The following is a 24,746-nucleotide window of genomic DNA, read 5'->3' on the forward strand; positions in this document are numbered from 1 at the left end:
GTTCGCGGGTGTTTCTGCGCTTGCATAGTCATGTGTTTCTTGGCATGGTGTGGCCCATGATTTCAATCAGGTCACGCATGCCCAAGATGCTCAAGTTCACCCGGTTTTCCCTGCGCGATTTTCTGGTCGCTGCGGGACCGGCTGCCGTCGCCGTGCTGGCGACCTGCCTGCTGGCTTACTGGCTCGTCGATCCTTCGCCTCCGTCCAGCGTGACGCTGGCCACCGGTCAGGACAACAGTGCTTATCAGGCATTAGGAAAACAATATGCGGGCGCGCTGGCCAAGGTGGATATCCGAGTCGTGCAGCAGCCATCGCTGGGTTCGCAGGAAAACCTGCAGCGCCTGAAAGACCCGGCGTCGGCCGTCGATATCGCATTCGTTCAGAGCGGTTCGACCGAGCATGAGGAAGCCGAGCGTGTCGGTTTGGTGTCGCTTGGTAGTCTATTCACAGAACCGGTATGGCTTTTCCTTCGCAACGGCCGGAATGTGAGCAAACTGAGTCAGTTGAAAGGCATGAACATCAACGTCGGTCCGGAGGGTACCGGCGTGCCCAGTCTGTTCAGAAAAATCCTCTCGGTCAACGGCGTTGAAGCCATGGAGCTGAAACTTGGGGCACTGGAAGATACCCCGGCAACAGTGGAATTGCTCGCCGGCCGTATTGATGGCCTGGTATTCAGTTCGGCTCCCGATGCGCCGCTGATTCAGATGCTCTTGCAAACTCCGGGAATCAAGCTGTTCGACTTTGCCCAGGCCGAGGCCTACACCCGCCGCTTTCCCTTCCTGTCGCATGTAGTGTTGCCAAGGGGGATTGTCGATCTTGGTCGTGATCTGCCGCCGAAGGACTATCATCTGATCGCGCCGACCGCGACGCTGGTGGCCAAGGAAGATCTGCATCCCGCGCTGATTAACCTGTTCGTACAGGCGGCATCGAACATTCATGGAAACGCCGGCTGGTTTAACAAAAAGCAGGAATTTCCCACAGCGAGCTATACCGAGATTCCGGTATCGCCTGTCGCACAAAAATTTTACAAGGATGGGCCGCCGCTGCTGCAGCGTTATCTGCCGTTCTGGCTCGCTAATTTCTTTGAGCGCATGTGGGTAGTGGTGGTCGCGCTGGGTGCGCTGATCCTGCCGTTGTCGCGGATTATCCCTCCGTTGTACGTCTGGAAAGTGCGTTCGCGCGTGTACCGCTGGTATGGGCAGTTGCGCGCGGTCGAACAGGCGATCGAAGAGGTGGCGCCGGAAAAGCAGGCCGAAGTTTATCCCGCACAGCTGCAGCGTCTCAACGATATCGAAGAGCGCGTCAACCGGATTTCGATACCCTTGTCATTCGCGGACGAGCTCTATGGGTTACGCAGTCACATCAACTTTGTACGCCGGCGCGTCGCCGGCTTGATGCGCAGCGAGGCACAGTAGTAATACCAATCCCATGCCATAACGCGCCATGACATTGCGTCTTTTTCCGCCTGGCGGCGTTGCACTCGTCGTCAATAGCTCGCTATTGACTCCTCTTGCGCCTTGCCAGTCGAAAAAATCCATCAATGTCATCCGGCACCTTATGACATGGGATTGGTATAACTCGCCCACACCTGAAAGAGCGCAAGACGATGCACCCGGTTTGCCTTTTCAAGCGCCGATCCAGGGAAGCCCGGCCTTGCACCATCCCCCTTGGGTCTTGCGGTGACCGTCTGCATCCTTGTCGCCTTCAAAGCCTTCCAGGACGTCAAAGGAATTCGCATAGCCGTGCTCGGTCGCCATTTTTGCGGCATAGCGCGAGCGCACGCCGGACCGGCACAGGAACAGAAGCACATCGTCCTTGTTTGCTGTTTTTTCCAGTTCCTCGATGAAGGCGGGGTTTTGCACGCCGCCCGGATAGGTGTTCCATTGCACAGCCGCGTGCTGGTTTTCCGGCACGGCCACGCGGCCAACCCAGTCCCGTTCTGCATTCGTGCGTACGTCAACTACCTTGGCCTTGGGATTTGCCTGAAGTAGCGCAAAGGCTTCAGCTGGTGTGACGGCGCCTGCGTAAGGAAGCTTGTTTTCCTGCCCGCGTGCGCGGGCCTTGCCTAGTATGTCCATGACTGCTTAAAAAAGAGGTGAATGAATGATCAATATTTTATATTGGACTTCGGACCAATCGTCTTAGATCCTGAAATGTCCATAGACGCACAAAAACGGTGCGTTATTGTGCGAGTGAAGAAGCGAAACGTCCAAAAAGGTGCGTTAGGTAAATTTCGCACCGATTTGGTGAGTGGGGGGGTTGCTTAAACGCTAGCAAATTAGTTTCAACTTCGCACTATTTCCGTCAATTAGCATGCATCACGACGGTGCGCAGGGTTTGTGATTTCTCAAGTTGATGGCATGGAATCTGCTATCATTCCGGGCTGAGTTCTGGTCGCACTTCGATGTGTACCGCGGCTTCGTTTGACCGCGAACACCGTCGGCTCAAATCAACCACATAAACAAGTATCACTTTGCTCATCTTAGGAGATTCGCATGGCACGTACGGCCGCAGAGGTCTTGAAGTTGGCGAAAGACAACGAAGTCAAATTCGTTGATTTTCGTTTTGCAGACACCCGGGGCAAGGAACAACACGTTACTGTTCCTGTTTCGCAGTTTGGCATGGATAAATTCGACTCGGGCCACGCCTTCGACGGTTCCTCGATCGCCGGTTGGAAGGGTATCGAAGCTTCCGACATGCTGCTGATGCCGGATCCGAACACTGCCAACATCGACCCCTTCATGGAAGAAACCACACTGTTCATGCAGTGTGACGTCATCGAGCCGTCCGATGGCAAAGGCTACGATCGCGATCCGCGTTCCATCGCCAAGCGCGCCGAAGCCTATCTGAAATCGTCCGGCGTGGGCGATACCGCCTACTTCGGCCCGGAACCCGAATTCTTCATCTTCGACAGCGTACGCTGGAAGATCGACATGTCCGGCTGCTTCGTGAAGATCGATTCCGAAGAAGCTTCCTGGACCACAGGCGAAAAGCTCGAAGGCGGCAACACCGGCCACCGTCCGACCGTCAAGGGCGGCTACTTCCCGGTTCCTCCGGTCGACAGCTTCCAGGACATGCGTTCGGAAATGTCCCTGATCCTCGAAGCCATGGGCATCCCGGTTGAAGTTCACCACCATGAAGTTGCTGGCGCCGGCCAGAACGAACTCGGCACCAAGTTCTCGACACTGGTCGAGCGCGCCGACTGGACACAGAACATGAAGTATGTGATCTGGAACGTTGCTCACACCTATGGCAAGACGGCGACTTTCATGCCGAAGCCTATCGTTGGCGATAACGGTTCGGGCATGCACGTGCACCAGTCCGTCTGGAAGGACGGCCAGAACCTGTTCGCAGGCGACGGCTACGCCGGCCTGTCCGACTTCGCGCTGTACTACATCGGCGGCATCATCAAGCACGCACGCGCGCTGAACGCGATCACCAACCCGGGCACCAACTCGTACAAGCGTCTGGTTCCTGGCTACGAAGCACCGGTCAAGCTGGCTTACTCGGCTCGCAACCGCTCCGCATCGATCCGTATTCCGCACGTTGCCAATCCGAAGGGCCGTCGCGTTGAAGCGCGCTTCCCGGATCCCCTGATGAATCCATACCTGGGCTTCTCCGCACTGCTGATGGCAGGTCTGGACGGCGTGCAGAACAAGATCCACCCGGGCGAAGCAGCTTCCAAGGACCTGTACCATCTGCCGCCGGAAGAAGACAAGCTGATCCCGACCGTGTGCTCCTCGCTCGATCAAGCGCTTGAGTACCTGGACAAGGACCGTGAGTTCCTGACCCGCGGTGGCGTGTTCAGCGATTCCATGATCGATGCCTACATCGAGCTGAAAATGCAGGAAGTCCAGCGCTTCCGCATGACGACGCATCCGATCGAATTCGATATGTACTACTCGCTGTAATCCGCGATTCAAGGTAAATGTTGTGAAAAAGGGAGGCTTCGGCTTCCCTTTTTTGTTCTGTGGAACTGTTGTGCTATAAGACGTTCTGAGTACGAATGTTTGTAAAGACCTGTTTCTTCGCCTAAACTAAGAAGCACCTTTACTGTTTCCATGCAGAAAGATTATGAAACAACTCATTGTTGGCCTGTTGACCATTGGGGCTATGGCAGGGCAGGCGCATGCACAAAGCGAAGTGTTTCTTTGCGTCGATGATTTCGGCAAGAAGGAATACAAGAACACTGGCACCACCAAGGGATGCAAAAAGATCGACTTGCCGGGTATCACGATGATTCCCGCACCAGCATCCGTGCGCAAACCGGTTGTGCAGACCGCCGCCGCCAAGCCGGCGAATTCCCCCTCGGACTTTCCGAAAGTCGATGGCGATACGCAAAAGACACGCGACAACGATAGACGCCAGATTCTTGTCGATGAAATGAAGAGTGAAGAGCAGAAGCTTGCGAATCTGAAAAAGGAATTCAATAACGGTGAACCGGAGCGCCGCGGCGACGAGCGCAACTACGCGAAATACCAGGAGCGGGTTTCGGTCATGAAGGATGACATCGGCCGTACGGAAAAGAATATCGACGCGCTCAAACGCGAGATCGGCAATCTAAAATAGTCGAGCGCGCTGCGGGTATGACGCTTGCATGACAAGGGCCGCATATTGCGGCCCTTTATATTTTTGGACCACTGTGAAAACAACTCGAAACACCTTCGACGGCCTGGACCTGCTGTCGTCCGCCGTCATCATTCTCGATGCGGAAAGCCGGATCACCTATGCCAATGCGGCCGCCGAAAACCTTTTTGAAAGTTCGGCCAAGGCGCTCGTCGGGCACAAGCTGGAAGAGCTGTTCCTCAACGGTAGCCACCTGTCGGAAATCTTCCATGAAGCGGTCCAGCACCGCTTTGCGGACAAGCGGCTGGACCTGACGCTGGAGCGCGCCGGCCGCGAATCGCTGCAGGTCCATGTCATCGTCACCGCGCTCGACAATCCGGTGACGCCTGTCCTGATCGAGTTGCGCGAGAACGTGCAGCAGCTCAAGCTCGATCGCGAAGAGCGGCTGCTGGATCAGAGTCAGGCCAACAAGGAATTGATCCGCAATCTGGCGCATGAAATCAAGAATCCGCTCGGCGGCATACGCGGCGCTGCGCAGCTGCTCGAATTCGAATTGCCGGAACGGCAGCTGAAAGAGCTGCGCGAATATACGCAGGTCATCATCAAGGAAGCCGACCGTTTGCAGACGCTGGTGGACCGTCTGCTTGCCCCGCACCGTCGGCCGCATATCGTCGGCGACGTCAATATCCATGAAGTTTGCGAGCGTGTGCGCAGCCTGATCATGGCCGAATTCCCGACCGGCCTGACGATCAGGCGCGACTACGATTTGTCGGTTCCGGAATTCCGGGGCGACAAGGAGCAGCTGATTCAGGCCGTGCTCAACATCACGCACAACGCCGCGCAGGCACTATCGGATCGCATGAAAGCGGGCGATGCACTCATCACCTTGCAGACGCGCGTCGCGCGACAGGTCACGCTGGCGAAGATACGTTACAGGCTGGCATTAGACTTGCATATTATCGACAATGGACCGGGCATCCCCCCCGACATCCAGGACCGCATCTTCTATCCCTTGGTTTCGGGACGCGAAGGGGGTAGTGGATTGGGCCTGACACTCGCGCAGACATTCGTGCAGCAGCATATGGGCGTGATCGAGTGCGAGAGCAGGCCGGGATGTACCGACTTCAGGATACTGATACCGCTGCCTTGAACACCGGGCCGGGTTTGACCAATGTCTCATGACGCAGGATGCACAAGAAAATATGAAGCCGATCTGGATTGTCGATGATGATGAATCAATTCGCTGGGTACTAGAGAAAGCGCTGGCCCGCGAAAATCTCGCTACGAAAAGCTTCTCCAATGCGCGCGAGGCGCTCGATGCGCTGCAGACCAGCGTGCCGCAGGTGCTGGTGTCCGATATCCGCATGCCGGGCGAGTCAGGGCTCGAACTGCTGCAAGCGGTCAAGGCCAAGCATCCCGGCCTGCCGGTTATTGTCATCACTGCCTTCTCTGACCTCGATTCGGCGGTCGCCGCGTTCCAGGGTGGCGCATTCGAATACCTCGCCAAGCCTTTCGATATCGACAAGGCCGTCGAGCTGATCCGGCGTGCGCTGGAAGAAAGCCTGCGGGAATCAGGCGTCGAACAGGCGGCAGCCGAAACACCCGAGATTCTCGGGCAGGCGCCGGCCATGCAGGATGTGTTCCGCGCGATAGGCCGGCTGTCGCAATCCAATGTGACCGTGCTCATCACCGGCGAATCCGGCACCGGCAAGGAACTGGTCGCCCGTGCATTGCACAAGCACAGCCCGCGTGCGACGCAACCCTATATTGCGCTCAATACCGCAGCGATTCCAAAAGACTTGCTCGAGTCGGAGCTGTTCGGGCATGAACGCGGTGCGTTCACCGGCGCGCAGGCGACACGGCGCGGCCGCTTCGAGCAGGCGGAGAACGGCACGCTCTTCCTCGATGAAATCGGAGACATGCCGTTCGACCTGCAGACGCGCTTGCTGCGCGTGCTGTCCGACGGCCATTTCTATCGTGTCGGCGGACATCAGCCGCTCAAGGCAAATGTCCGTGTCATCGCTGCAACCCATCAGAACCTGGAACAGCGCGTCAAGGAAGGCTTGTTCCGCGAAGACTTGTATCACCGGCTCAATGTCATCCGTCTGCGTTTGCCCAGCCTGCGCGAACGGCGTGAAGATATTCCCTTGCTGACCCGGCATTTCCTTGCGCAGAGCGCCAAGCAGCTCGGCGTCGAGGCCAAGCGCATGTCGGACAGCGCCATGCATTTTCTCGCCAGTCTCGACCTTCCCGGCAACGTCCGGCAACTCGAGAATCTCTGCAACTGGATCACCGTCATGGCGCCCGGACAGACCGTCGAGGTCAAGGATATGCCGCATGACTTGACCCATGGACAGGAATTTTCCACAACGCCGGTGGCCTTGTCGTCTGCCCCCGCCGCCATGCCAATGCCGATGATGTCGGCTACGGCCGAGAATTCTTCGGCCAGCAGTCCAGAGTCGAATTTTCCGGCCTTTCCTCAATCCGCACCACCAGTCAATGGTCATGCCAATGCGGTGGCCGACAAGGCTGGATGGATTGCCTTGCTGGAGTCCGAGGCCGCGCACATGCTTGCCGCCGGGCAGCCTGAAGTCATGGACGCCCTGGGTCGCCAATTCGAATCCGCCCTAATCAAGACAGCGCTCAAGCATACGCATGGTCGCAAGAACGATGCCGCTATACGACTCGGCATCGGTCGCAACACCATTACACGCAAGATCCATGAACTTGGCATAGACGGCGCCAAGGAAGAGTAACCGACCTTGTCACAGGACGGCGTATTTGATAGTGCCGTCCCGTGCAGCAGTTCCCGGAAGTATTTCGCATCGGCAAGTACCCTTACGAATTGAAACCTTCTTCACGCATGCTCCAAATCGGGCACCTTTGCGCACCGGCATGAAGCTTTACAAATCGCAAGGCACCAGGATGTTGCAGGTAATACAGTAGTCCTATCGGTCTGTTATTCCCATGTAATGCATCCAGGTACTCTGCTTTTGTGAAACGCCGCTTCCACCTCATTCACCTTGGAGCCGCAGTGCTTCTTACACTGGCGGCGACACTGCTTGCGGTGAACCTGGCCGAGGGCGAGAAACGCATCGAAACGCGGGTGGAAAGTCTTTACGGCGTTACCGATGCGCAGTACCTGCGCTCCATGGGCGTGCTTCTCGGGCCAACCATCATCGAGGGCAATTCGGTTCAGCATCTGGAAAATGGCATTGAAATCTTTCCAGCGATGCTGGAAGCGATTCGCTCCGCGCGCAAGACCATTACCTTTGAAACCTATATTTATTGGTCCGGCGATGTCGGCAAGCGTTTTGCCGAAGCGCTGCGCGAGCGTGCCCAGGCTGGCGTCAAGGTGCATGTGCTGCTCGACTGGATAGGCAGCGCGAAAATGGATGAATCGCTGCTGGAAGAAATGCGCCGGGGCGGTGTCGAGGTCGAACGCTATCACGAGCCGCACTGGTATAACCTGGCGCGCTTGAATAACCGAACCCACCGCAAACTGCTGGTGGTCGACGGACTCGTCGGCTTTACCGGTGGCGTAGGCATTGCCGACCAGTGGGATGGCGACGCGCAGGACAAGGAGCATTGGCGCGACTCGCATTTCCGCGTGCAGGGACCGGCCGTATCCGAGTTCCAGGCGGTGTTTCTCGACAACTGGATCAAGGCGACCGGGCGCGTGCTGCATGCGGAGGATTACTTCCCCAAGATCGACAATGCCGGCACGATGCCGGCGCAAATGTTCAGCAGTTCGCCAACCGGCGGCAGCGAAAGCATGCATCTCATGTACTTGTTATCGATTGCATCGGCGCAGAAATCGATTCTGCTGTCGAGTTCCTATTTCGTTCCCGATGAATTGGCGCTCAATGCACTTTCTGCCGCCGCGAAGCGTGGCGTCAAGATCAGGATCATCACGCCGGGCGAAAAAATCGACGCGAGTGTCGTGCGGCGCGCGTCACGGGCGCGTTGGGGACAGTTGCTGGAGGCAGGCATCGAGATCTATGAATACCAACCGACAATGTTTCATTGCAAGATCATGATCGTGGATGGATTTCTCGTGTCGACCGGTTCGACCAATTTCGATAACAGGTCGTTTCGTCTGAACGACGAGGCCAACCTGAATATTTACGATGCGGGCTTCGCGGCTGAAATGACGAAAGAGTTCGAACAGGATGTGATGAAGGCGCGTCGCGTCACGCTGGAACAGTGGCGCAATCGGCCATGGAATGAAAAGCTGATGGAGCACGCATCTTCGCTGTTAGGCAGCCAGCTCTGACGGCTGTCAAGGCAGGTTTGCCATTCAGGACTGCCGGCGCGGATAACCTTCTGCCGTGATCCGCGTCCACACCTGTGCTTTTTCTTCTTCAGTCATGAACACCCAGTTTGCCACTTCGGCAACCGTACGACCGCACCCGCGGCAGATATCATCGAAGGTGGTAGAACAAACGGCAACACAGGGCGTGTCAGGGCGGGAAGGTTTTTGCATAGAATAGAGGTCCCAAACCACCAATGATAGGGCAAAACCTTGTACCAGCTCTACTACTATCCCGGTAACGCGAATCTCGCGCCACACATGCTGCTCGAAGAATTGTCAGTTCCGTACCAGCTGGTGCTGATTGACCGGGACAACAATGCGCACAAAGGCAAAGAATATTTGCGGTTGAATCCGACCGGGCGTATTCCCGTGCTGGTTGATGGCGACCTGGTGCTGTTTGAAACGGCGGCCATTTGTCTCCACCTGGTAGATCGGCATCCTGAAGCCGGGCTGGCGCCGGCACTCGGCACGGCTGAACGTGCGCATTTCTACAAGTGGCTGATGTATCTGACCAATACCTTGCAAGCCGAGTTGCTCACCTATTTCTACCCTGAGCGGCTGGCCAGTAGCGAGGCTGGTGCCGCAGATGTCAAGCAGCATGCTGAACAACGGGTAAGTGCGATGCTGGACCTGCTTGACCGGACGCTGGCTGAGCACGGTGGGCCTTATCTGCTTGGCCAGCAGTATACGGCGGTGGATCCCTATCTGATGATGTTGTCGAGGTGGACCAGGATGATGATGCACCCGGCGCGCAATCGCACACATCTTGGCCGCTTCCTGCAGCGGATGGTGGAGCGGCCAGCCGTCATGCGCGCATTCGAGCAGGAAGGTTTAAGCGAGCCGTTGTTTTAATCCCGTTTCATCGCGGATCATCTCGACTCAGGCGACGCCACAAGGTAGTACGGCTGATCCCTAGATGTTTCGCGGCGGCTTCCCGGTTGCCGCCAAAGCGCGCAAGTACCGTGTGAACCGTTTCCGAATAGCTAGCCGGCAAGGGCGGTGATGATGCGTTGTCCAGCGTCACGGCCGTTGGCCGAAACGCTGGCGCAGCCGTCGGACTTGAAACGGAAACCAGTTCAGGCGCGACCGCCGTAATGAACCCCGGCGACAAGGCCTGCAGCGGTTCCGCTGCAAGAAACAGGGCCACGCGCTCCATCAGATTGCGCAACTCGCGCACATTGCCCGGCCACGTATAACTGGCCAACAGCGGCACACAGGCGAGAATTTCCGCGTGCAGATTCGCATGCGGCCGCGTGCCCAGCGAAGCCAATGCGTTTTTCAATCCCCATTCGGCCAGCGATGCCAGGTCTTCCGTGCGCTCGCGCAGCGGAGGCAGCGTCAGGCGCAGTACGCCGAGCCGGTAGAACAGGTCAGCCCGAAAGCGTCCATCGCGCACGCGCTGGTCGAGATCGCAATGCGTGGCACTGATGATGCGCACATTCACCGCGATCGGGCGGGTGCCGCCGACGCGAACCACTTCCCGTTCTTCCAGTACGCGCAACAGACGCGTCTGCAATTGCAGCGGCATCTCGCCGATTTCATCGAGGAACAGCGTGCCGCGATTGGCGGCTTCGAACAAGCCGGCATGGCCTCCACGCCGCGACCCGGTAAACGCGCCTTCTTCATAGCCGAACAATTCCGACTCAAGCAGGGATTCGGCCACCGCGCCGCAATTGATTGCAACAAACGGTTGGCGCGCGCGCTGGCTTTCGCGGTGGATCGCCTGGGCTGCAAGCTCCTTGCCGGTGCCGGTTTCACCGTGGATCAGTACGGTCGCCGGGGATTTGGCAAATAATTCGATCGAGTGGCGCACCGCCTGCATCGCCGCGGAGTCGCCGCGCAAGTCGTTCAATCCATGCTTGGCGCGCAAGGCATCGGCAAGCGGATTGGCGCGCGCCCGTCCGGATTCGAGCTGCGTGAAACGTGCCAGTTCCAGCGCGTCTTCGAAGGCTTGCCGTATCGATGCCGCCGAGTACACGAAAACACCTGCAAGGCCGGCTTCTTCCGCCAGATCGGTGATCAGTCCGGCGCCGACGATGGCCTTGATGCCTGCGGCCTTGAGCTCATTGATCTGCGCGCGCGCATCTTCTTCGGTCACATAGGTGCGTTGCACGATTTGCAGACCGAAAGTGGTCTGGAATTCGACCAGTTCCGGCATCGGCTCCTGATAGGTGATCAGACCGATTGCCGAGGTGATCTTGCGCGCCCGGGCTAGTGCCTGCATGACATCGAAACCGCTGGCTTTGGCAATGACGACGGGCAGCGATAAACGCCCCTTCAGGTAAGCCGCGTTCGAGCCGGCGGCAATGACCGCATCGCAGCGCTCGGTTTCCATGCGTTCACGAATATGGCGTACCGCGTCTTCGAAGCCGAGATTGATCGGTTCTATGCTGGCCCGATCGTCGAATTCCAGCGTGATATCCCGAAACAGGTCGGATAAACGCGAGATGGCCACGGTCCAAATGACCGGTTTCTCATTCGGATCGGGTAAGGGATGGCTGCGCGGTCTCATGTTTCATGTTTCATTGCGATGTTTCAAGTGTAACGTGGATTGAAACATGGCTGCTCAGATATTTTTCAGATTACCTTTTCTTTAATCTATAACATATTGATTTTTAATAAAAATAAAAATATTCTGCAAAAACTTTCCTGTGTGGCACACCGCTTGCAATAAGGAGGCAGCATGCAAACTCATGAAACATCTCAGGAAGGTAAAAACATGACTGTCCAATCCGCTGGAGCAGCGTTTCGTCAGGCCGTAAAGGAAGAATCCCCGCTGCAAGTCGTCGGCGCAATCAATGCCAACCACGCTCTGCTGGCCAAGCGCGCCGGTTACCGTGCAATCTACCTGTCCGGCGGCGGCGTCGCGGCCGGCTCGCTCGGTTTGCCCGATCTCGGCATTTCCAATCTCGACGACGTTTTGACCGACGTGCGCCGCATTACCGACGTTTGCGACCTGCCATTGCTGGTCGACGTCGATACCGGATTCGGCTCTTCCGCATTCAATGTCGCACGTACGGTCAAGTCCATGATCAAGTTCGGCGCGGCCGCCATCCACATTGAAGACCAGGTCGGCGCCAAGCGCTGCGGCCATCGTCCCAACAAGGAAATCGTCAGCAAGCAGGAAATGGTCGACCGCATCAAGGCCGCTGTCGATGCGCGTACCGATGAAAACTTTGTGATCATGGCACGCACCGATGCGCTCGCGGTCGAAGGACTGGAAGCTGCGCTTGATCGTGCCCAGGCATGCGTGGAGGCGGGTGCCGACATGGTGTTCCCGGAGGCGATCACCAAGCTCGAAATGTACAAAACGTTCGCGGACGCAGTGAAGGTGCCGGTGCTGGCGAACATCACCGAGTTCGGCGCAACGCCGCTGTACACGGTCGAACAGCTCAAGGCCGTCGACGTGGGACTGGTGCTGTATCCCTTGTCCGCCTTCCGCGCGATGAACAAGGCTGCCGAGAACGTGTACAACGCAATTCGTCGCGACGGCACGCAGCAGAATGTGGTCGACACCATGCAGACCCGGATGGAACTGTATGACCGCATCAATTATCACGACTTCGAGCAAAAGCTCGACGCGCTGTTTGCCCAGCAAAAAGCCAAATAACTTAGTAACGCCTAGTAATACGCAAGATTATTTTTGATCCAGGAGACTTTTAATGAGCGAACAACAAGCCGCAGGCTTCAAGCCCAAGAAATCGGTTGCACTGTCCGGCGTTACCGCCGGCAATACCGCCCTTTGCACAGTAGGCAAGACCGGTAACGACCTGCACTATCGCGGCTATGACATTCTCGACGTGGCGGACACTTGCGAGTTCGAGGAAATCGCCCACCTGCTGGTGCATGGCAAGCTGCCGAACGCAGCCGAACTGAAAGGCTACAAGGCCAAGCTGAAATCGCTGCGCGGTTTGCCGGCCAATCTGAAGGCAGCCCTTGAGACGCTGCCCGCTTCCTCGCACCCCATGGATGTGATGCGCACCGGTGTGTCGGTGCTCGGTTGCGTGTTGCCCGAAAAGGATGACCACAACACACCGGGCGCGCGCGACATCGCCGACCGCCTGATGGCATCGCTGGGTTCGATGCTGCTGTACTGGTACCACTTCAGCCATAACGGCAAGCGGATCGAAGTCGAAACCGACGACGAATCGATCGGCGGCCACTTCCTGCATCTGCTGCATGGCAAGAAGCCATCCGCCATGTGGGAAAAGGCAATGCACACGTCGCTGATCCTGTATGCGGAGCACGAATTCAATGCATCGACGTTTACCGGACGCGTCGTGGCTGGCACAGGCTCTGACATGTATTCGGCCATTACTGGCGCGATCGGCGCGCTGCGCGGTCCCAAGCATGGCGGCGCGAATGAAGTCGCATTTGAAATCCAGAAGCGCTACGACAATCCGGATGAAGCGGAAGCCGACATCCGTCGCCGCGTCGAGAACAAGGAAGTCGTCATCGGCTTCGGCCATCCGGTGTACACCATTTCCGATCCGCGCAACAAGGTGATCAAGGAAGTGGCGCGCAACCTGTCCACGGAAGCCGGCTCGACCAAGATGTTCGACATCGCCGAGCGCCTTGAAACCGTGATGTGGGACATCAAGAAAATGTTCCCCAACCTCGACTGGTTCTCCGCTGTGTCGTACCACATGATGGGTGTACCGACTGCGATGTTTACACCGCTGTTCGTGATCTCCCGTACTTCCGGCTGGGCTGCGCACATCATCGAGCAACGCATCGACAACAAGATCATCCGTCCGAGCGCGAACTACGTCGGGCCGGAAGATCTGAAGTTCGTACCGATCAAGGAACGCAAGTAAATGAACACCGCCTACCGCAAAAATTTGCCCGGTACCAATCTGGATTACTTCGACACGCGCGCCGCGATCGAAGCCATCCAGCCGGGCGCTTGGGAAACGCTGCCGTATACCTCACGTGTGCATGCCGAGAACCTGGTGCGCCGCTGTGACCCCGCGATCCTCAACGACTGCCTGAAGCAGATCATCGAGGTCAAGCGCGAGCGCGATTTTCCGTGGTTCCCCGCGCGCGTCGTCTGTCACGACATTCTCGGCCAGACCGCGCTGGTTGATCTCGCCGGCTTGCGTGACGCGATTGCCGACCAGGGCGGCGATCCCGCCAAGGTCAATCCCGTCGTCCCGGTGCAGCTGATCGTCGACCACTCGCTGGCTGTCGAGTGCGGTGGCTACGATCCGCAAGCGTTTGAAAAGAATCGCGCCATCGAAGATCGCCGCAACGAAGACCGCTTCCACTTCATCGACTGGACCAAGCTGGCGTTCAAGAACGTCGACGTGATCCCGGCTGGTAACGGCATCATGCACCAGATCAATCTGGAGAAGATGTCGCCGGTGATCCATGCGCAGGATGGCGTTGCCTTCCCCGACACCCTGGTCGGCACCGACAGCCACACGCCGCACGTCGATGCGCTCGGCGTGATCGCCGTCGGCGTGGGCGGCCTCGAAGCCGAGAACGTCATGCTGGGCCGCGCCTCCTGGATGCGCCTGCCGGAAATCGTCGGTGTGGAACTTTCGGGCAAGCGCCAGCCGGGCATCACTGCCACCGATATCGTGCTGGCGCTTACCGAGTTCCTGCGCAAGTCGAAGGTGGTTGGCGCCTACCTCGAGTTCTACGGCGAAGGCGCTTTATCGCTGACGCTGGGCGACCGTGCAACCATTTCCAACATGGCCCCCGAGTACGGCGCTACCGCCGCGATGTTCTCGATCGATCAGCAAACCCTCGACTACCTGAGGCTCACTGGTCGCTCTGACGAAAACGTGAAGCTGGTCGAGACCTATGCCAAGGAAGCCGGCCTGTGGTCCGACACGCTGAAGAACGCGCAGTACGAGCGCGGGCTGACGTTCGACCTCTCGACCGTCGTGCGCAATATGGCCGGCCCGTCCAACCCGCATGCACGCGTGGCGACGACCGACCTCGCTGCCAAGGGCATCGCCGGCAAGTGGGAACAAGTCCCCGGCCAGATGCCCGACGGCGCAGTGATCATCGCGGCGATTACCAGCTGCACCAACACCAGCAACCCGCGCAATGTGATCGCCGCCGCCTTGCTGGCGCGCAATGCCAACAAACTTGGCCTCACCCGCAAGCCATGGGTGAAGAGTTCGCTGGCGCCCGGCTCCAAGACCGTTGAGCTGTATCTGGAAGAAGCCGGACTGAAGCAGGAACTGGAAAACCTGGGCTTCGGCATCGTGGCCTTTGCCTGCACCACCTGTAACGGCATGTCCGGTGCACTCGATCCCAAGATCCAGCAAGAGATCATCGACCGCGACCTCTACGCGACTGCTGTGCTGTCCGGCAATCGCAACTTCGACGGCCGTATCCATCCGTATGCGAAGCAAGCCTTCCTGGCTTCGCCTCCGCTGGTGGTGGCCTATGCGCTCGCCGGCACGGTTCGCTTCGATATCGAGAAGGATTCGTTCGGTACCGATGCCAATGGCAAGCCGATCATGCTGAAGGACCTCTGGCCATCGGATGAAGAGATCGATGCCATCGTCAAGTCCAGCGTGAAGCCGGAGCAGTTCCGCAACGTCTACATCCCGATGTTCGAGAGGAAGGGCGAGGCTACGGAATCGGTGAGCCCGCTGTACAACTGGCGCCCGCAGAGCACCTATATCCGCCGTCCGCCGTACTGGGAAGGTGCGCTGGCTGGCGAGCGGTCGCTCAAAGGCATGCGCCCCTTGGCCGTGCTCGGCGACAACATCACCACCGACCACCTGTCGCCGTCCAACGCGATCCTGCTCGATAGTGCAGCGGGCGAATACCTGGCGAAGATGGGTCTGCCGGAAGAAGACTTCAATTCCTATGCAACGCATCGCGGCGATCACCTCACCGCGCTGCGTGCGACCTTCGCCAACCCGACGCTGATGAACGAGATGGCAGTCGTGGATGGCAAGGTCAAGAAGGGTTCGCTGGCGCGTATCGAGCCGGAAGGCGAGGTCACGCGCATGTGGGAAGCCATCGAGACTTACATGGAGCGCAAGCAGCCGCTGATCATCATTGCCGGCGCCGATTACGGCCAGGGCTCGTCGCGCGACTGGGCCGCCAAGGGCGTACGCCTTGCCGGTGTGGAAGCCATCGTTGCCGAGGGTTTCGAGCGCATTCATCGCACCAACCTGATTGGCATGGGCGTGCTGCCGCTCGAGTTCAAGCCGGGTGTGAACCGCCTGAGCCTGAACATCGACGGTACCGAAACCTTCGACGTCATCGGCGAACGCAAGCCGCGCGCGGACCTTACCCTCGTGATCAACCGCAAGAACGGCGAGCGCGTGGAAGTGCAAGTGACCTGCCGTCTCGATACTGCGGAAGAAGTATCGATCTACGATGCAGGCGGCGTGTTGCAGCGTTTCGCGCAGGACTTCCTCGCATCGTCCGACGCGAAAGCTGCTTAACAAGCAACATGCGTAGGGCTCCTTCCCCCTAGCAGGGGGAAGGCTGGGATGGGGGTAGGGAGGTACAAATTTCGTACTGCGATGGTTTAACGTCACTACCCCCACCCTAACTCATGCGGGAGTAACTACCTCTCGAATTTCAGGAAATCATACGATGCCCCACACCCCCCAAATCAAAATCCCCGCCACCTACATCCGTGGCGGCACCAGCAAAGGCGTGTTCTTCCGCCTGCAGGATTTACCCGAAGCCGCACAGGTGCCGGGCGCGGCGCGCGATGCCCTGCTGATGCGCGTCATCGGCAGCCCCGACCCTTACGGCAAGCAGATCGACGGCATGGGTGCGGCCACCTCCAGCACCAGCAAGACGGTCATCCTGTCCAAGAGCAGCAAGCCCGATCACGACGTCGATTATCTGTTTGGCCAGGTGTCGATCGACAAGCCATTTGTCGACTGGAGCGGCAATTGCGGCAACCTTTCTGCCGCCGTTGGACCATTTGCCATCAGCAACGGCCTGATCGACGCCAGCCGCGTGCCGCAGAACGGCACCGCGACCGTGCGCATCTGGCAGGCGAACATCGGCAAGACCATCATTGCGCATGTGCCGATCACCAATGGCGCGGTGCAGGAAACCGGTGACTTCGAACTTGACGGCGTCACTTTCCCGGCCGCAGAAGTACAACTTGAATTCATGGACCCGGCAGCCGAGGAAGAGGGCGCAGGCGGTGCGATGTTCCCGACCGGAAATCTGGTCGACGATCTTGAGGTGCCAGGCATCGGCACGCTCAAGGCAACCATGATCAATGCCGGTATTCCCACTATCTTCGTAAATGCCGACGCGATCGGCTACACCGGTACCGAATTGCAGGATGCCATCAATGGCGATGCAAAGGCTCTCGCCATGTTCGAGACGATTCGCGCTTACGGCTCACTGCGCATGGGTCTGATCAAGAATGTCGATGAAGCCGCGAAACGCCAGCACACGCCGAAGATCGCGTTTGTCGCGAAACCGAGCGATTACGTATCCTCCAGCGGCAAGCAGGTCAGCGCCGGCGATATCGACTTGCATGTGCGGGCGCTTTCCATGGGTAAGCTGCACCACGCCATGATGGGAACGGCCGCCGTTGCCATCGGTACCGCCGCGGCAATACCGGGCACGCTGGTGAATCTTGCCGCCGGCGGCGACGCGCGCAATGCAGTGCGCTTCGGCCATCCGTCGGGCACCTTGCGCGTCGGCGCGGAGGCTACTCAAGCCGACGGCGAATGGAGCGTGACCAAGGCCATCATGAGTCGCAGCGCACGCGTGCTGATGGAAGGATGGGTACGCGTGCCCGGCGATGCATTCTGATCTCATCACCGTACGGTGGTGAACCGGAAAAAAGCGCCCCGGCAAGTTTGTCGCGGCGCTTTTTTTACGTTGACGGCCGCTGTGCGTAAGTGCTTAGTAAGTGATCGAATCCATACTTGAAGAATGAGAAACCGCCGGCATCCCGCCACGCACGGATGTCAATCAAATAGGAGACGCCATGAATTTTTCGGATTTCTACCAGCAATCGATCGATGATCCGCAAGCATTCTGGGACCAGGAAGCCAAGCGTATCGACTGGAACGAGCCTTACACCCAAGTGCTGGACCATTCCAAACCGCCTTTCGCGAAATGGTTTGTCGGCGGCAAGACCAACCTGTGCCATAACGCAGTCGATCGATGGGTGGCAAGCCAGGGCGACAAGCCGGCATTGATTGCGATCTCGACAGAGACCGACACGGAAAAGGTTTACAGCTTTAAGGAACTGCAGGCGGAAGTCATGCGTGCGGCAGCGATGATGCAATCGCTTGGCGTTAGCAAGGGCGATCGCGTTTTGATCTACATGCCGATGGTCGCTGAAGCGGCGTTCGCCATGCTGGCCTGTGCGCGTATCGGCGCAGTACATTCCGTCGTGTTCGGCGGCTTCGCGGCCAACAGTCTCGCCACGCGTATCGATGATGCCAAGCCGGTGCTCATCGTTTCGGCCGATGCGGGTTCACGCGCAGGCAAGGCAGTGGCATACAAGCCCTTGCTCGACGAGGCAATCAAGCTTGCGCAACACAAGCCTGCCCATGTGCTGCTGGTCGATCGAGAGCTCGTGCCCATGTCCATTGTTGAAGGGCGCGATGTCGCGTACGCAGCGCTGCGCGAGCAGCATATGCATGCCGAGGTGCCGGTCACCTGGCTGGAGTCCAACGAATCCTCCTATATCCTCTATACCTCAGGCACCACGGGCAAGCCGAAAGGCGTGCAGCGCGATGTCGGCGGTTATGCAGTCGCATTGGCTGCTTCGATGAAGCATATCTTTTGCGGTAATCCGGGCGAGACTTATTTTTCCACCTCGGATATCGGCTGGGTCGTGGGGCATTCCTATATCGTCTATGGCCCGCTGATCGCAGGCATGGCGACCGTCATGTACGAAGGCTTGCCGATCCGTCCCGATGCCGGCATCTGGTGGAGCATCGTCGAAAAGTACAAGGTTACGCGGATGTTCTCCGCACCGACGGCAGTGCGCGTACTGAAAAAGCAGCCGCCGGAATTCATGAAGAAGTACGACCTGTCGTCGCTGAAGGCGCTTTATCTTGCAGGCGAACCGCTCGACGAAACAACGTCGCAATGGATCGCATCGGAACTCGGCGTGCCCATCGTAGACAATTACTGGCAAACCGAAACTGGCTGGCCGATCCTGTCGATTGCACGCGGTATCGAAGACAAGGCAACACGACTGGGCAGTCCAGGCGTTCCGATGTATGGCTACAAGGTTAAGCTGCTCAACGAATCGACCGGCGCCGAATGCGGCCCGAATGAAAAGGGTGTGGTGGTGATCGAAGGCCCGCTGCCGCCGGGATGCATGCAAACCGTATACGGCGACGACGAGCGTTTCGTCAAAACCTACTGGTCGAACTTCAAGGAACAGGTGTACTCGACCTTCGACTGGGGCATACGCGACGCTGACGGTTATTACTTCATTCTGGGCCGCACCGACGATGTGATCAACGTCGCCGGGCATCGGCTGGGCACGCGCGAAATCGAGGAAAGCATTTCCAGCCATCCGAACGTCTCCGAAGTTGCCGTGGTCGGCGTCGAAGACAAGCTCAAGGGGCAGGTTGCGGTTGCTTTTGCGATTCCGAAAAACGGGGATGCCGTCGCGACCGCCGAGGGACGCAAGGCGCTGGAAGCAGAGGTGATGGCCGTGGTAGACAAGCAGTTAGGCGCAGTTGCCAGACCGGCGCGCGTGCACTTCGTCTCGTTGCTGCCCAAGACACGTTCCGGAAAACTGCTGCGTCGCTCGATACAGGCGATCTGCGAAGGCCGCGATCCCGGAGACCTGACGACGATCGAAGATCCGGCATCGCTGCAGCAGATTCGGTCGGTGCTGACGGAATAGCATTCTTTCATCCATGTCGCTGTATCGACTATACGAACGCCTGCGGCGACGTTGCGTCCCGCCGTCCGGCAACAACCGGTCTTTTCTGGTGCAGCAGCATGCCGTCGGACAGGTTCGTCACGAGACCGCTGAGAGGTTAAAGCGCTGGCCGGATATCTTTTCGGTCATGCCGCACCAGGTCGAATTCGCGCCGGGTTTGACAACGCCCACGGCGCGCACCGACGCCATTACGCATGTAGCGCATGCGATGCATCGCGACGGATTAGTTGCCGGCTGGCGGAATGAAAGTGTCGCCGTAGCTGCGGTTTTTGGTGAGGCACCGTTGTTTCATATCGAGCGTGCTGCCTTAAGGCACTTCGGACTAACGCTACATGCGGTGCACCTGAATGCGCTTACTGACTTCGATCGATCCGGTGAAATGTGGCTGGCGCGCCGCAGTCACAATAAGGCTACCGATCCCGGATGCTATGACACGATCGTGGGCGGCGGCCTTGGTAACGGCATGGGCATCACTGCAACCTTGATAAAGGAATGCTTCGAAGAAGCCGGCATGCCCGCCGACCTGGCGAGCCAGGCACGACCTGCCGGCGCGGTTCATGTCCGACGCGAAGTGCCCGAGGGCGTGCATGACGAAATTCTTTTCACGCACGATCTGGTAGTGTCGAAAGACTTTGTACCCAATAACCACGATGGCGAGGTCCAAGAGTTCGTGCGCCTGCCTTTGCAGGATGTTATCGAGCTTATCGGCAGCAGCGACGAGGTGACTGTCGAAGCAAGTTTCGTCATCACCGATTTCTTGCTGCGCAGCGGATTTATATCGCCCGACGTGCCCGGCTATCTGCCGCTATGCAAGCTGGTTCATCGCGGTGAAAAAAGAGCGGGATCGTGAATGACCCCGCTCCAAGCTCCGAAGACACTGGAGAACACCACTATGGAGATCAGGCAGCGATCGCTTCGTTGATACCTATTTCCGTCAACGCATCGCGCATGGCATTGATTGCCTGGCGTATTTCCGCTACACCGATAGCCCCAATACAACCGACACGGAAAGTCTCGGCTTGCGTCAGTTTTCCAGGATACAAAATGAAGCCTTTGTCGCGGACACGATTGTAGAAATCCTTGAAGCTGTAGCGTTCACTGTCAGGCGCATGAATGGTGACGATGATCGGCGCTTGGATCCCTGGATCGAGGAACTGCTTCAATCCCAACTCGTTCATGCCTGCCATGAGCGTTTCATAGTTCTTGGTATAACGGGCCAGCCGGGCGCGTTGACCGCCTTCCGCAAAGAACTGGTTGAGCGCCTCCTGAAATGCCAGCACGATATGCGTAGGCGGCGTAAAGCGCCATTGCGTGGTTTTTTCCATGTATGTCCATTGATCGTACAGATCGAGCGACAGCGATAGGGAATTACCCTCGCAGCGTTCGAGCACGCTTTTGCGTGCCAGCACGAATCCCATTCCCGGCGGGCCTTCGATGCATTTGCCGCTGGCAGCAATCACTGCGTCGAAGGCGACCTTTTTCGCGTCGATTTCGAGTGCACCGAAAGAACTCATTGCATCGATGATCAGGCTTTTTCCATGGAGCTTGACCACGTCCGCAATCTCTTGCAGCGGGTTCAGGATGCCGGTACTGGTTTCGCAATGGATCAGGCCGACATGGGTAATGGTCGTGTCGCTGGACAGCAGACGTTCGACGTCCTGCGATGTGGTCGGCACATGTTCCGGTGTTTCGAAGATAGTGACTTTGCGACCCATCATGCTGACCAGTTTTGCCATGCGTTTGCCGTAGGCACCGTTGATCAGTACCAGTACATGACCATCGCGCGGCACCAGCGTATTGAATGCAGCTTCCACCGAAAACGTGCCGCTGCCTTGCATCGGTACGCAGACATGCGTTTCATGGCCGTTCACGATATCGAGCAACTGCTTGCGTATCTTTGCGGTTACCGCATTGAACGCGGCATCCCATGATCCCCAGTCGCGCAGCATCGCGTTTTTTGTCTGCAGAGAAGTGGTCAATGGTCCTGGCGTGAGTAGTACGGGATCGCGGCTAACTAAACTCATGATTTTCATCCTTGATTAAAAAACAGCGGGGTGAAACAAACTGAATGAGCTACGGTGCATGCTCGGCCTATGTCATCCATGTGTGCGACGCCAAGCTTGTGTCCTCAGCAACAGAACGCGGGTGATCAATGCATACAGCAGACAGACGCCGGTGGAAGTGAAAACGATCAGGGTCGCCATCGCCGCTGCGGGACCGATTTCACCGGCTTCTTCCAGATTGAGGATGGCAACCGAAGCCAGCGTCGAATCGGGCGAATACAGAAATACGACTGCCGAAATGGTGGTCATCGCGTTCACGAACAGATAGCGCCCAATATCCAGTATGGCCGGCAGACATACCGGCACTGTGACCCTGAAGAATGTCTTGTAAAACGGGACCTTCAGCGATGCCGACACGGCTTCGAATTCGTTATCGATCGCTTTGAGGGCGGTGACTGCGGTCAGGTGCGAGGATGTGTAGTAATGGATCACGGTGGACACCACCAGGATCGCCATCGTGTGGTACAGGAAATTGAGGGGATTGTCTGGATTGTTGAACGCCAGGATGTAACCCAACCCCAGCACCAGTCCCGGGACGCCCATCGGCAGTACGGCCAACAGGCGCACGATCGGACGCACGCTTTCCATGCCGCGTGTTTTTTCTGTCAGATAGGCTCCCCCGAAGACCAGCGTAATTCCGGCAACGACTACCCAGAGGGCCATCTTCAGGCTATTGAAATACGATTCCAATACGCCGCCCTCCACCAGTCCGAAGTAATAATGGCGCAGGCTGAACGACAGGTCGTATGGCCACAGCTTGATGAAAGAAGTAAACATCGCCATGCCAAGTACTGCCAGCATGAAGAGCGAGATCACCGCGCAATACAGGAACATCAGGGTATCGAACAGCGGACGTTTCTTCGGCGCATAGGGGACCGCGCGCGCCGAAAGCTGAGCGCGCAATTTGCGGCGAACCACGATGTCGATGGCAAAGGCGACCAGCGCCGGCAGCAGCAACAACAGGCTCACGACGGCACCCTTGTTGAAATTTTGCTGTCCGATGACTTGCTTGTAGACATCGATCGACAGCACGTTGAAATTGCCGCCGATGACTTTCGGTACGCCGAAATCATTCACCGTGTAAGTGAAGACGACCAGCGCAGCGCTGATCAAACCGTATTTGGCGCCGGGCAGTGTAATGGTCCAGAACTTGCGCAGACGGCTGGTTCCTAAGGATTCGGCGGCTTCATACAGACGGCCGTCCGCCATCGAAAGTGCCGTGATGAGGATCATCAACGCATGCGGAAACACGCCGTAGCATTCGCTCATCACAATACCGACCGGACCGTAGATCGATACGCCGCCCAGCAGATCCTTCAGTATGCCTTGCGTGCCGAACCACTGGACAAAGGATATCGCCGCCAGCAGCGAAGGCGCCAGGATGGGCACCAGCGAAATGGTGCGGAACAGGGACTTGCACGGCATGGTGCTGCGCGTAAGCGCATAGGCAAACAGGAATGCCGCCGGAATCACGATGACGGTGACCGAACCTGCCATCAGCAAGGTGTTGACGATGGATTGCTGGAGCGCCGGCGTCGACATGTATTCGACAAATTGATGCAGGCCGACGAAGCGACCGTCCTTGTCCTGCACGCTCTTGATCAGGATCGCAGCGACCGGCAGCACCAGGAAAACGGAAAGAAACACGCAGACCAGCAGCAGCAATCCATGCGCGATCCGATCATGCCAGTGGTTCTGCTGGCGACCGGCGGTCGCCGAGCTGGGAGCGGCGGGCGGGGTGGCGGCAATCGTTGCCGCATTGGTGTTCACGCGGCCCTCGCGGCGGTTGGCGCTTCAAACACGCGGGCGCGGTCGGGCACGATATCGATCGCGGTCCGGCTGCCGACGGTAAATCCGTATTCCTCGAGCTGGCTGAGCGGAATCGAAGTCACCACCGGTTGGCTCTCTGCACCGTCGAGCGCCATCGTCAAATAGCTGTGCGCACCGAGAAACTCGATTTTTTGTATCTGCGCATGCATGTGGCACGGCATTGCTCCATCGACCTTGCGTGCTACCAGATCTTCCGGCCGCAGGTAAATCTTCACCGCTTGTCCGGCAGGCACATGGGCGTCCGAGCCGCAATGAAAGTCCATGCGGCCGAGCCGGAAGCGGCCGCCGCCGAGAGACTCGCCCTGTAATGTATTGATCTTGCCGACAAAAGAGGCGACGAACGGCGAACGCGGCTTGAGATAGATATCTTCGGGTGTGCCGATCTGTTCGATTGCGCCATGGTTCATGACCACGATGCGGTCTGCCATGCTGAGCGCTTCTTCCTGGTCATGCGTCACCATGATGGTGGTCACACCGAGGCGTTGTTGCAACTGGCGGATCTCGCCGCGCAGACGCACACGTTCCAGCGCGTCGAGCGCGGACAGCGGTTCATCAAGCAGCAGCAGGCCGGGTGACGTGGCGAGCGCGCGCGCCAGCGCGATGCGCTGTTGCTGCCCACCCGACAACTGGCCGGGATATTTGTTGCCGCTGCTCGGCAGGCCGGCGAGCGTCAGCAATTCCTGCACGCGCGCCTCGATCTTCGCCTTCGGCTGGCTGCGATTGACCAGACCGTAGGCAACGTTATCGTGGATGGTGAGATTGGGAAACAGCGCATAAGACTGGAACACGATGCCGTAGTCACGCTTGATCGGCGGCAGCCAGGAGATATCCTTGCCGGCCTGGCTGATGCGACCGGAGTCCTGTGCTTCAAGGCCGGCGATGATGCGTAGCAGCGTCGTCTTTCCGCAGCCGGAAGGCCCGAGGAAGCAAACGAATTCGCCTTTGTTGATATCGAGGTCGATGCTGCGCAGCGCCGTGAAACTGCCGAAGGATTTGGAAATGCCTTGCAGTGAAAGGTAGGTGGATTGCTTCGTCATAGGTGCTGTCTCCTTTGAATCGGTGATGCCGGTATTTCCTCTTCACCAAAGGGCGAAGGGAAGGAGAA

At 58.0% G+C, this 24,746-nt stretch carries 19 protein-coding genes; 13 read left to right on the forward strand and 6 right to left on the reverse strand.

Annotated features, from left to right (window positions below; translation table 11 throughout):
* Positions 1-77: 77 nt before the first annotated feature.
* Positions 78-1,415 (forward strand): TAXI family TRAP transporter solute-binding subunit, encoded by a 1,338-nt coding sequence (locus D3871_RS05610; protein WP_119767992.1) that lies wholly within the window; start codon positions 78-80, stop codon positions 1,413-1,415.
* A 210-nt stretch (positions 1,416-1,625) separates the two neighbouring features.
* Here the strand turns inward: D3871_RS05610 and D3871_RS05615 are convergent, their stop codons facing one another.
* On the reverse strand, positions 1,626-2,078 hold the full coding sequence (locus tag D3871_RS05615; RefSeq protein WP_119767993.1) for a rhodanese-like domain-containing protein: 453 nt from the start codon (positions 2,076-2,078) through the stop codon (positions 1,626-1,628).
* A 417-nt stretch (positions 2,079-2,495) separates the two neighbouring features.
* Between D3871_RS05615 and glnA the strand changes: the two genes are divergently transcribed.
* From glnA to cls, 5 genes are all read left to right on the forward strand, one after another.
* The gene (glnA, locus tag D3871_RS05620; protein WP_119767994.1) at positions 2,496-3,911 is read left to right on the forward strand and encodes a type I glutamate--ammonia ligase; all 1,416 of its coding nucleotides are present in this window, start codon (positions 2,496-2,498) and stop codon (positions 3,909-3,911) included.
* A gap of 163 nt (positions 3,912-4,074) precedes the next feature.
* Positions 4,075-4,569 (forward strand): DUF4124 domain-containing protein, encoded by a 495-nt coding sequence (locus tag D3871_RS05625; protein ID WP_119767995.1) that lies wholly within the window; start codon positions 4,075-4,077, stop codon positions 4,567-4,569.
* Between the two features lie 73 nt (positions 4,570-4,642).
* On the forward strand, positions 4,643-5,716 hold the full coding sequence (gene glnL / locus D3871_RS05630) for a nitrogen regulation protein NR(II) (RefSeq protein ID WP_119767996.1): 1,074 nt from the start codon (positions 4,643-4,645) through the stop codon (positions 5,714-5,716).
* Between the two features lie 52 nt (positions 5,717-5,768).
* Positions 5,769-7,322, forward strand: a complete 1,554-nt coding sequence (gene ntrC, locus D3871_RS05635; RefSeq protein ID WP_119769915.1) for a nitrogen regulation protein NR(I) — start codon at positions 5,769-5,771, stop codon at positions 7,320-7,322.
* Positions 7,323-7,600: 278 nt separating this feature from the next.
* On the forward strand, positions 7,601-8,842 hold the full coding sequence (cls, locus tag D3871_RS05640) for a cardiolipin synthase (protein WP_420799626.1): 1,242 nt from the start codon (positions 7,601-7,603) through the stop codon (positions 8,840-8,842).
* A gap of 24 nt (positions 8,843-8,866) precedes the next feature.
* Here cls and D3871_RS05645 read toward each other — a convergent pair whose 3' ends face one another.
* Entirely contained in the window at positions 8,867-9,052 is a 186-nt protein-coding gene (locus tag D3871_RS05645) for a DUF1289 domain-containing protein (protein WP_119767997.1), read from the reverse strand.
* A 39-nt stretch (positions 9,053-9,091) separates the two neighbouring features.
* On the opposite strand from D3871_RS05645, the gene D3871_RS05650 reads away from it, so the two are divergent.
* A complete protein-coding gene (locus D3871_RS05650) occupies positions 9,092-9,733 on the forward strand; it encodes a glutathione S-transferase family protein (protein WP_119767998.1) in 642 nt (213 codons plus the stop codon).
* A 7-nt stretch (positions 9,734-9,740) separates the two neighbouring features.
* On the opposite strand, the gene prpR is transcribed toward D3871_RS05650, so the two are convergent.
* Complete coding sequence (gene prpR / locus D3871_RS05655) at positions 9,741-11,393, reverse strand: propionate catabolism operon regulatory protein PrpR (RefSeq protein ID WP_119767999.1); 1,653 nt, start codon at positions 11,391-11,393, stop codon at positions 9,741-9,743.
* Positions 11,394-11,600: 207 nt separating this feature from the next.
* On the opposite strand from prpR, the gene prpB reads away from it, so the two are divergent.
* The 6 genes from prpB to D3871_RS05685 all read left to right on the forward strand — a co-directional run bounded on the left by prpB (position 11,601) and on the right by D3871_RS05685 (position 20,598).
* Entirely contained in the window at positions 11,601-12,491 is an 891-nt protein-coding gene (gene prpB / locus D3871_RS05660; RefSeq protein WP_119768000.1) for a methylisocitrate lyase, read from the forward strand.
* Positions 12,492-12,543: 52 nt separating this feature from the next.
* A complete protein-coding gene (gene prpC / locus D3871_RS05665) occupies positions 12,544-13,698 on the forward strand; it encodes a bifunctional 2-methylcitrate synthase/citrate synthase (protein ID WP_119768001.1) in 1,155 nt (384 codons plus the stop codon).
* Complete coding sequence (gene acnD / locus D3871_RS05670) at positions 13,699-16,299, forward strand: Fe/S-dependent 2-methylisocitrate dehydratase AcnD (RefSeq protein WP_119768002.1); 2,601 nt, start codon at positions 13,699-13,701, stop codon at positions 16,297-16,299.
* A 154-nt stretch (positions 16,300-16,453) separates the two neighbouring features.
* Entirely contained in the window at positions 16,454-17,644 is a 1,191-nt protein-coding gene (gene prpF, locus D3871_RS05675; protein WP_119768003.1) for a 2-methylaconitate cis-trans isomerase PrpF, read from the forward strand.
* A gap of 178 nt (positions 17,645-17,822) precedes the next feature.
* Positions 17,823-19,709 (forward strand): propionate--CoA ligase, encoded by a 1,887-nt coding sequence (locus tag D3871_RS05680; RefSeq protein WP_119768004.1) that lies wholly within the window; start codon positions 17,823-17,825, stop codon positions 19,707-19,709.
* 13 nt (positions 19,710-19,722) lie between these two features.
* A complete protein-coding gene (locus D3871_RS05685) occupies positions 19,723-20,598 on the forward strand; it encodes a DUF4743 domain-containing protein (protein WP_119768005.1) in 876 nt (291 codons plus the stop codon).
* A 49-nt stretch (positions 20,599-20,647) separates the two neighbouring features.
* On the opposite strand, the gene D3871_RS05690 is transcribed toward D3871_RS05685, so the two are convergent.
* From D3871_RS05690 to D3871_RS05700, 3 genes are all read right to left on the reverse strand, one after another.
* Positions 20,648-21,772 carry a 2-aminoethylphosphonate--pyruvate transaminase gene (locus tag D3871_RS05690; protein ID WP_119768006.1) on the reverse strand — a complete coding sequence of 375 codons (1,125 nt, stop codon included), beginning with the start codon at positions 21,770-21,772 and terminating at the stop codon, positions 20,648-20,650.
* A gap of 72 nt (positions 21,773-21,844) precedes the next feature.
* Positions 21,845-23,560: a putative 2-aminoethylphosphonate ABC transporter permease subunit gene (locus tag D3871_RS05695; RefSeq protein WP_119769917.1), complete on the reverse strand. Its 1,716-nt coding sequence runs from the start codon at positions 23,558-23,560 to the stop codon at positions 21,845-21,847.
* Between the two features lie 17 nt (positions 23,561-23,577).
* Positions 23,578-24,678 (reverse strand): putative 2-aminoethylphosphonate ABC transporter ATP-binding protein, encoded by a 1,101-nt coding sequence (locus tag D3871_RS05700; RefSeq protein WP_119768007.1) that lies wholly within the window; start codon positions 24,676-24,678, stop codon positions 23,578-23,580.
* Positions 24,679-24,746: the final 68 nt, after the last annotated feature.

Origin of the sequence: Noviherbaspirillum saxi (assembly GCF_003591035.1) — a bacterium.
GTDB lineage: Bacteria > Pseudomonadota > Gammaproteobacteria > Burkholderiales > Burkholderiaceae_D > Noviherbaspirillum > Noviherbaspirillum saxi.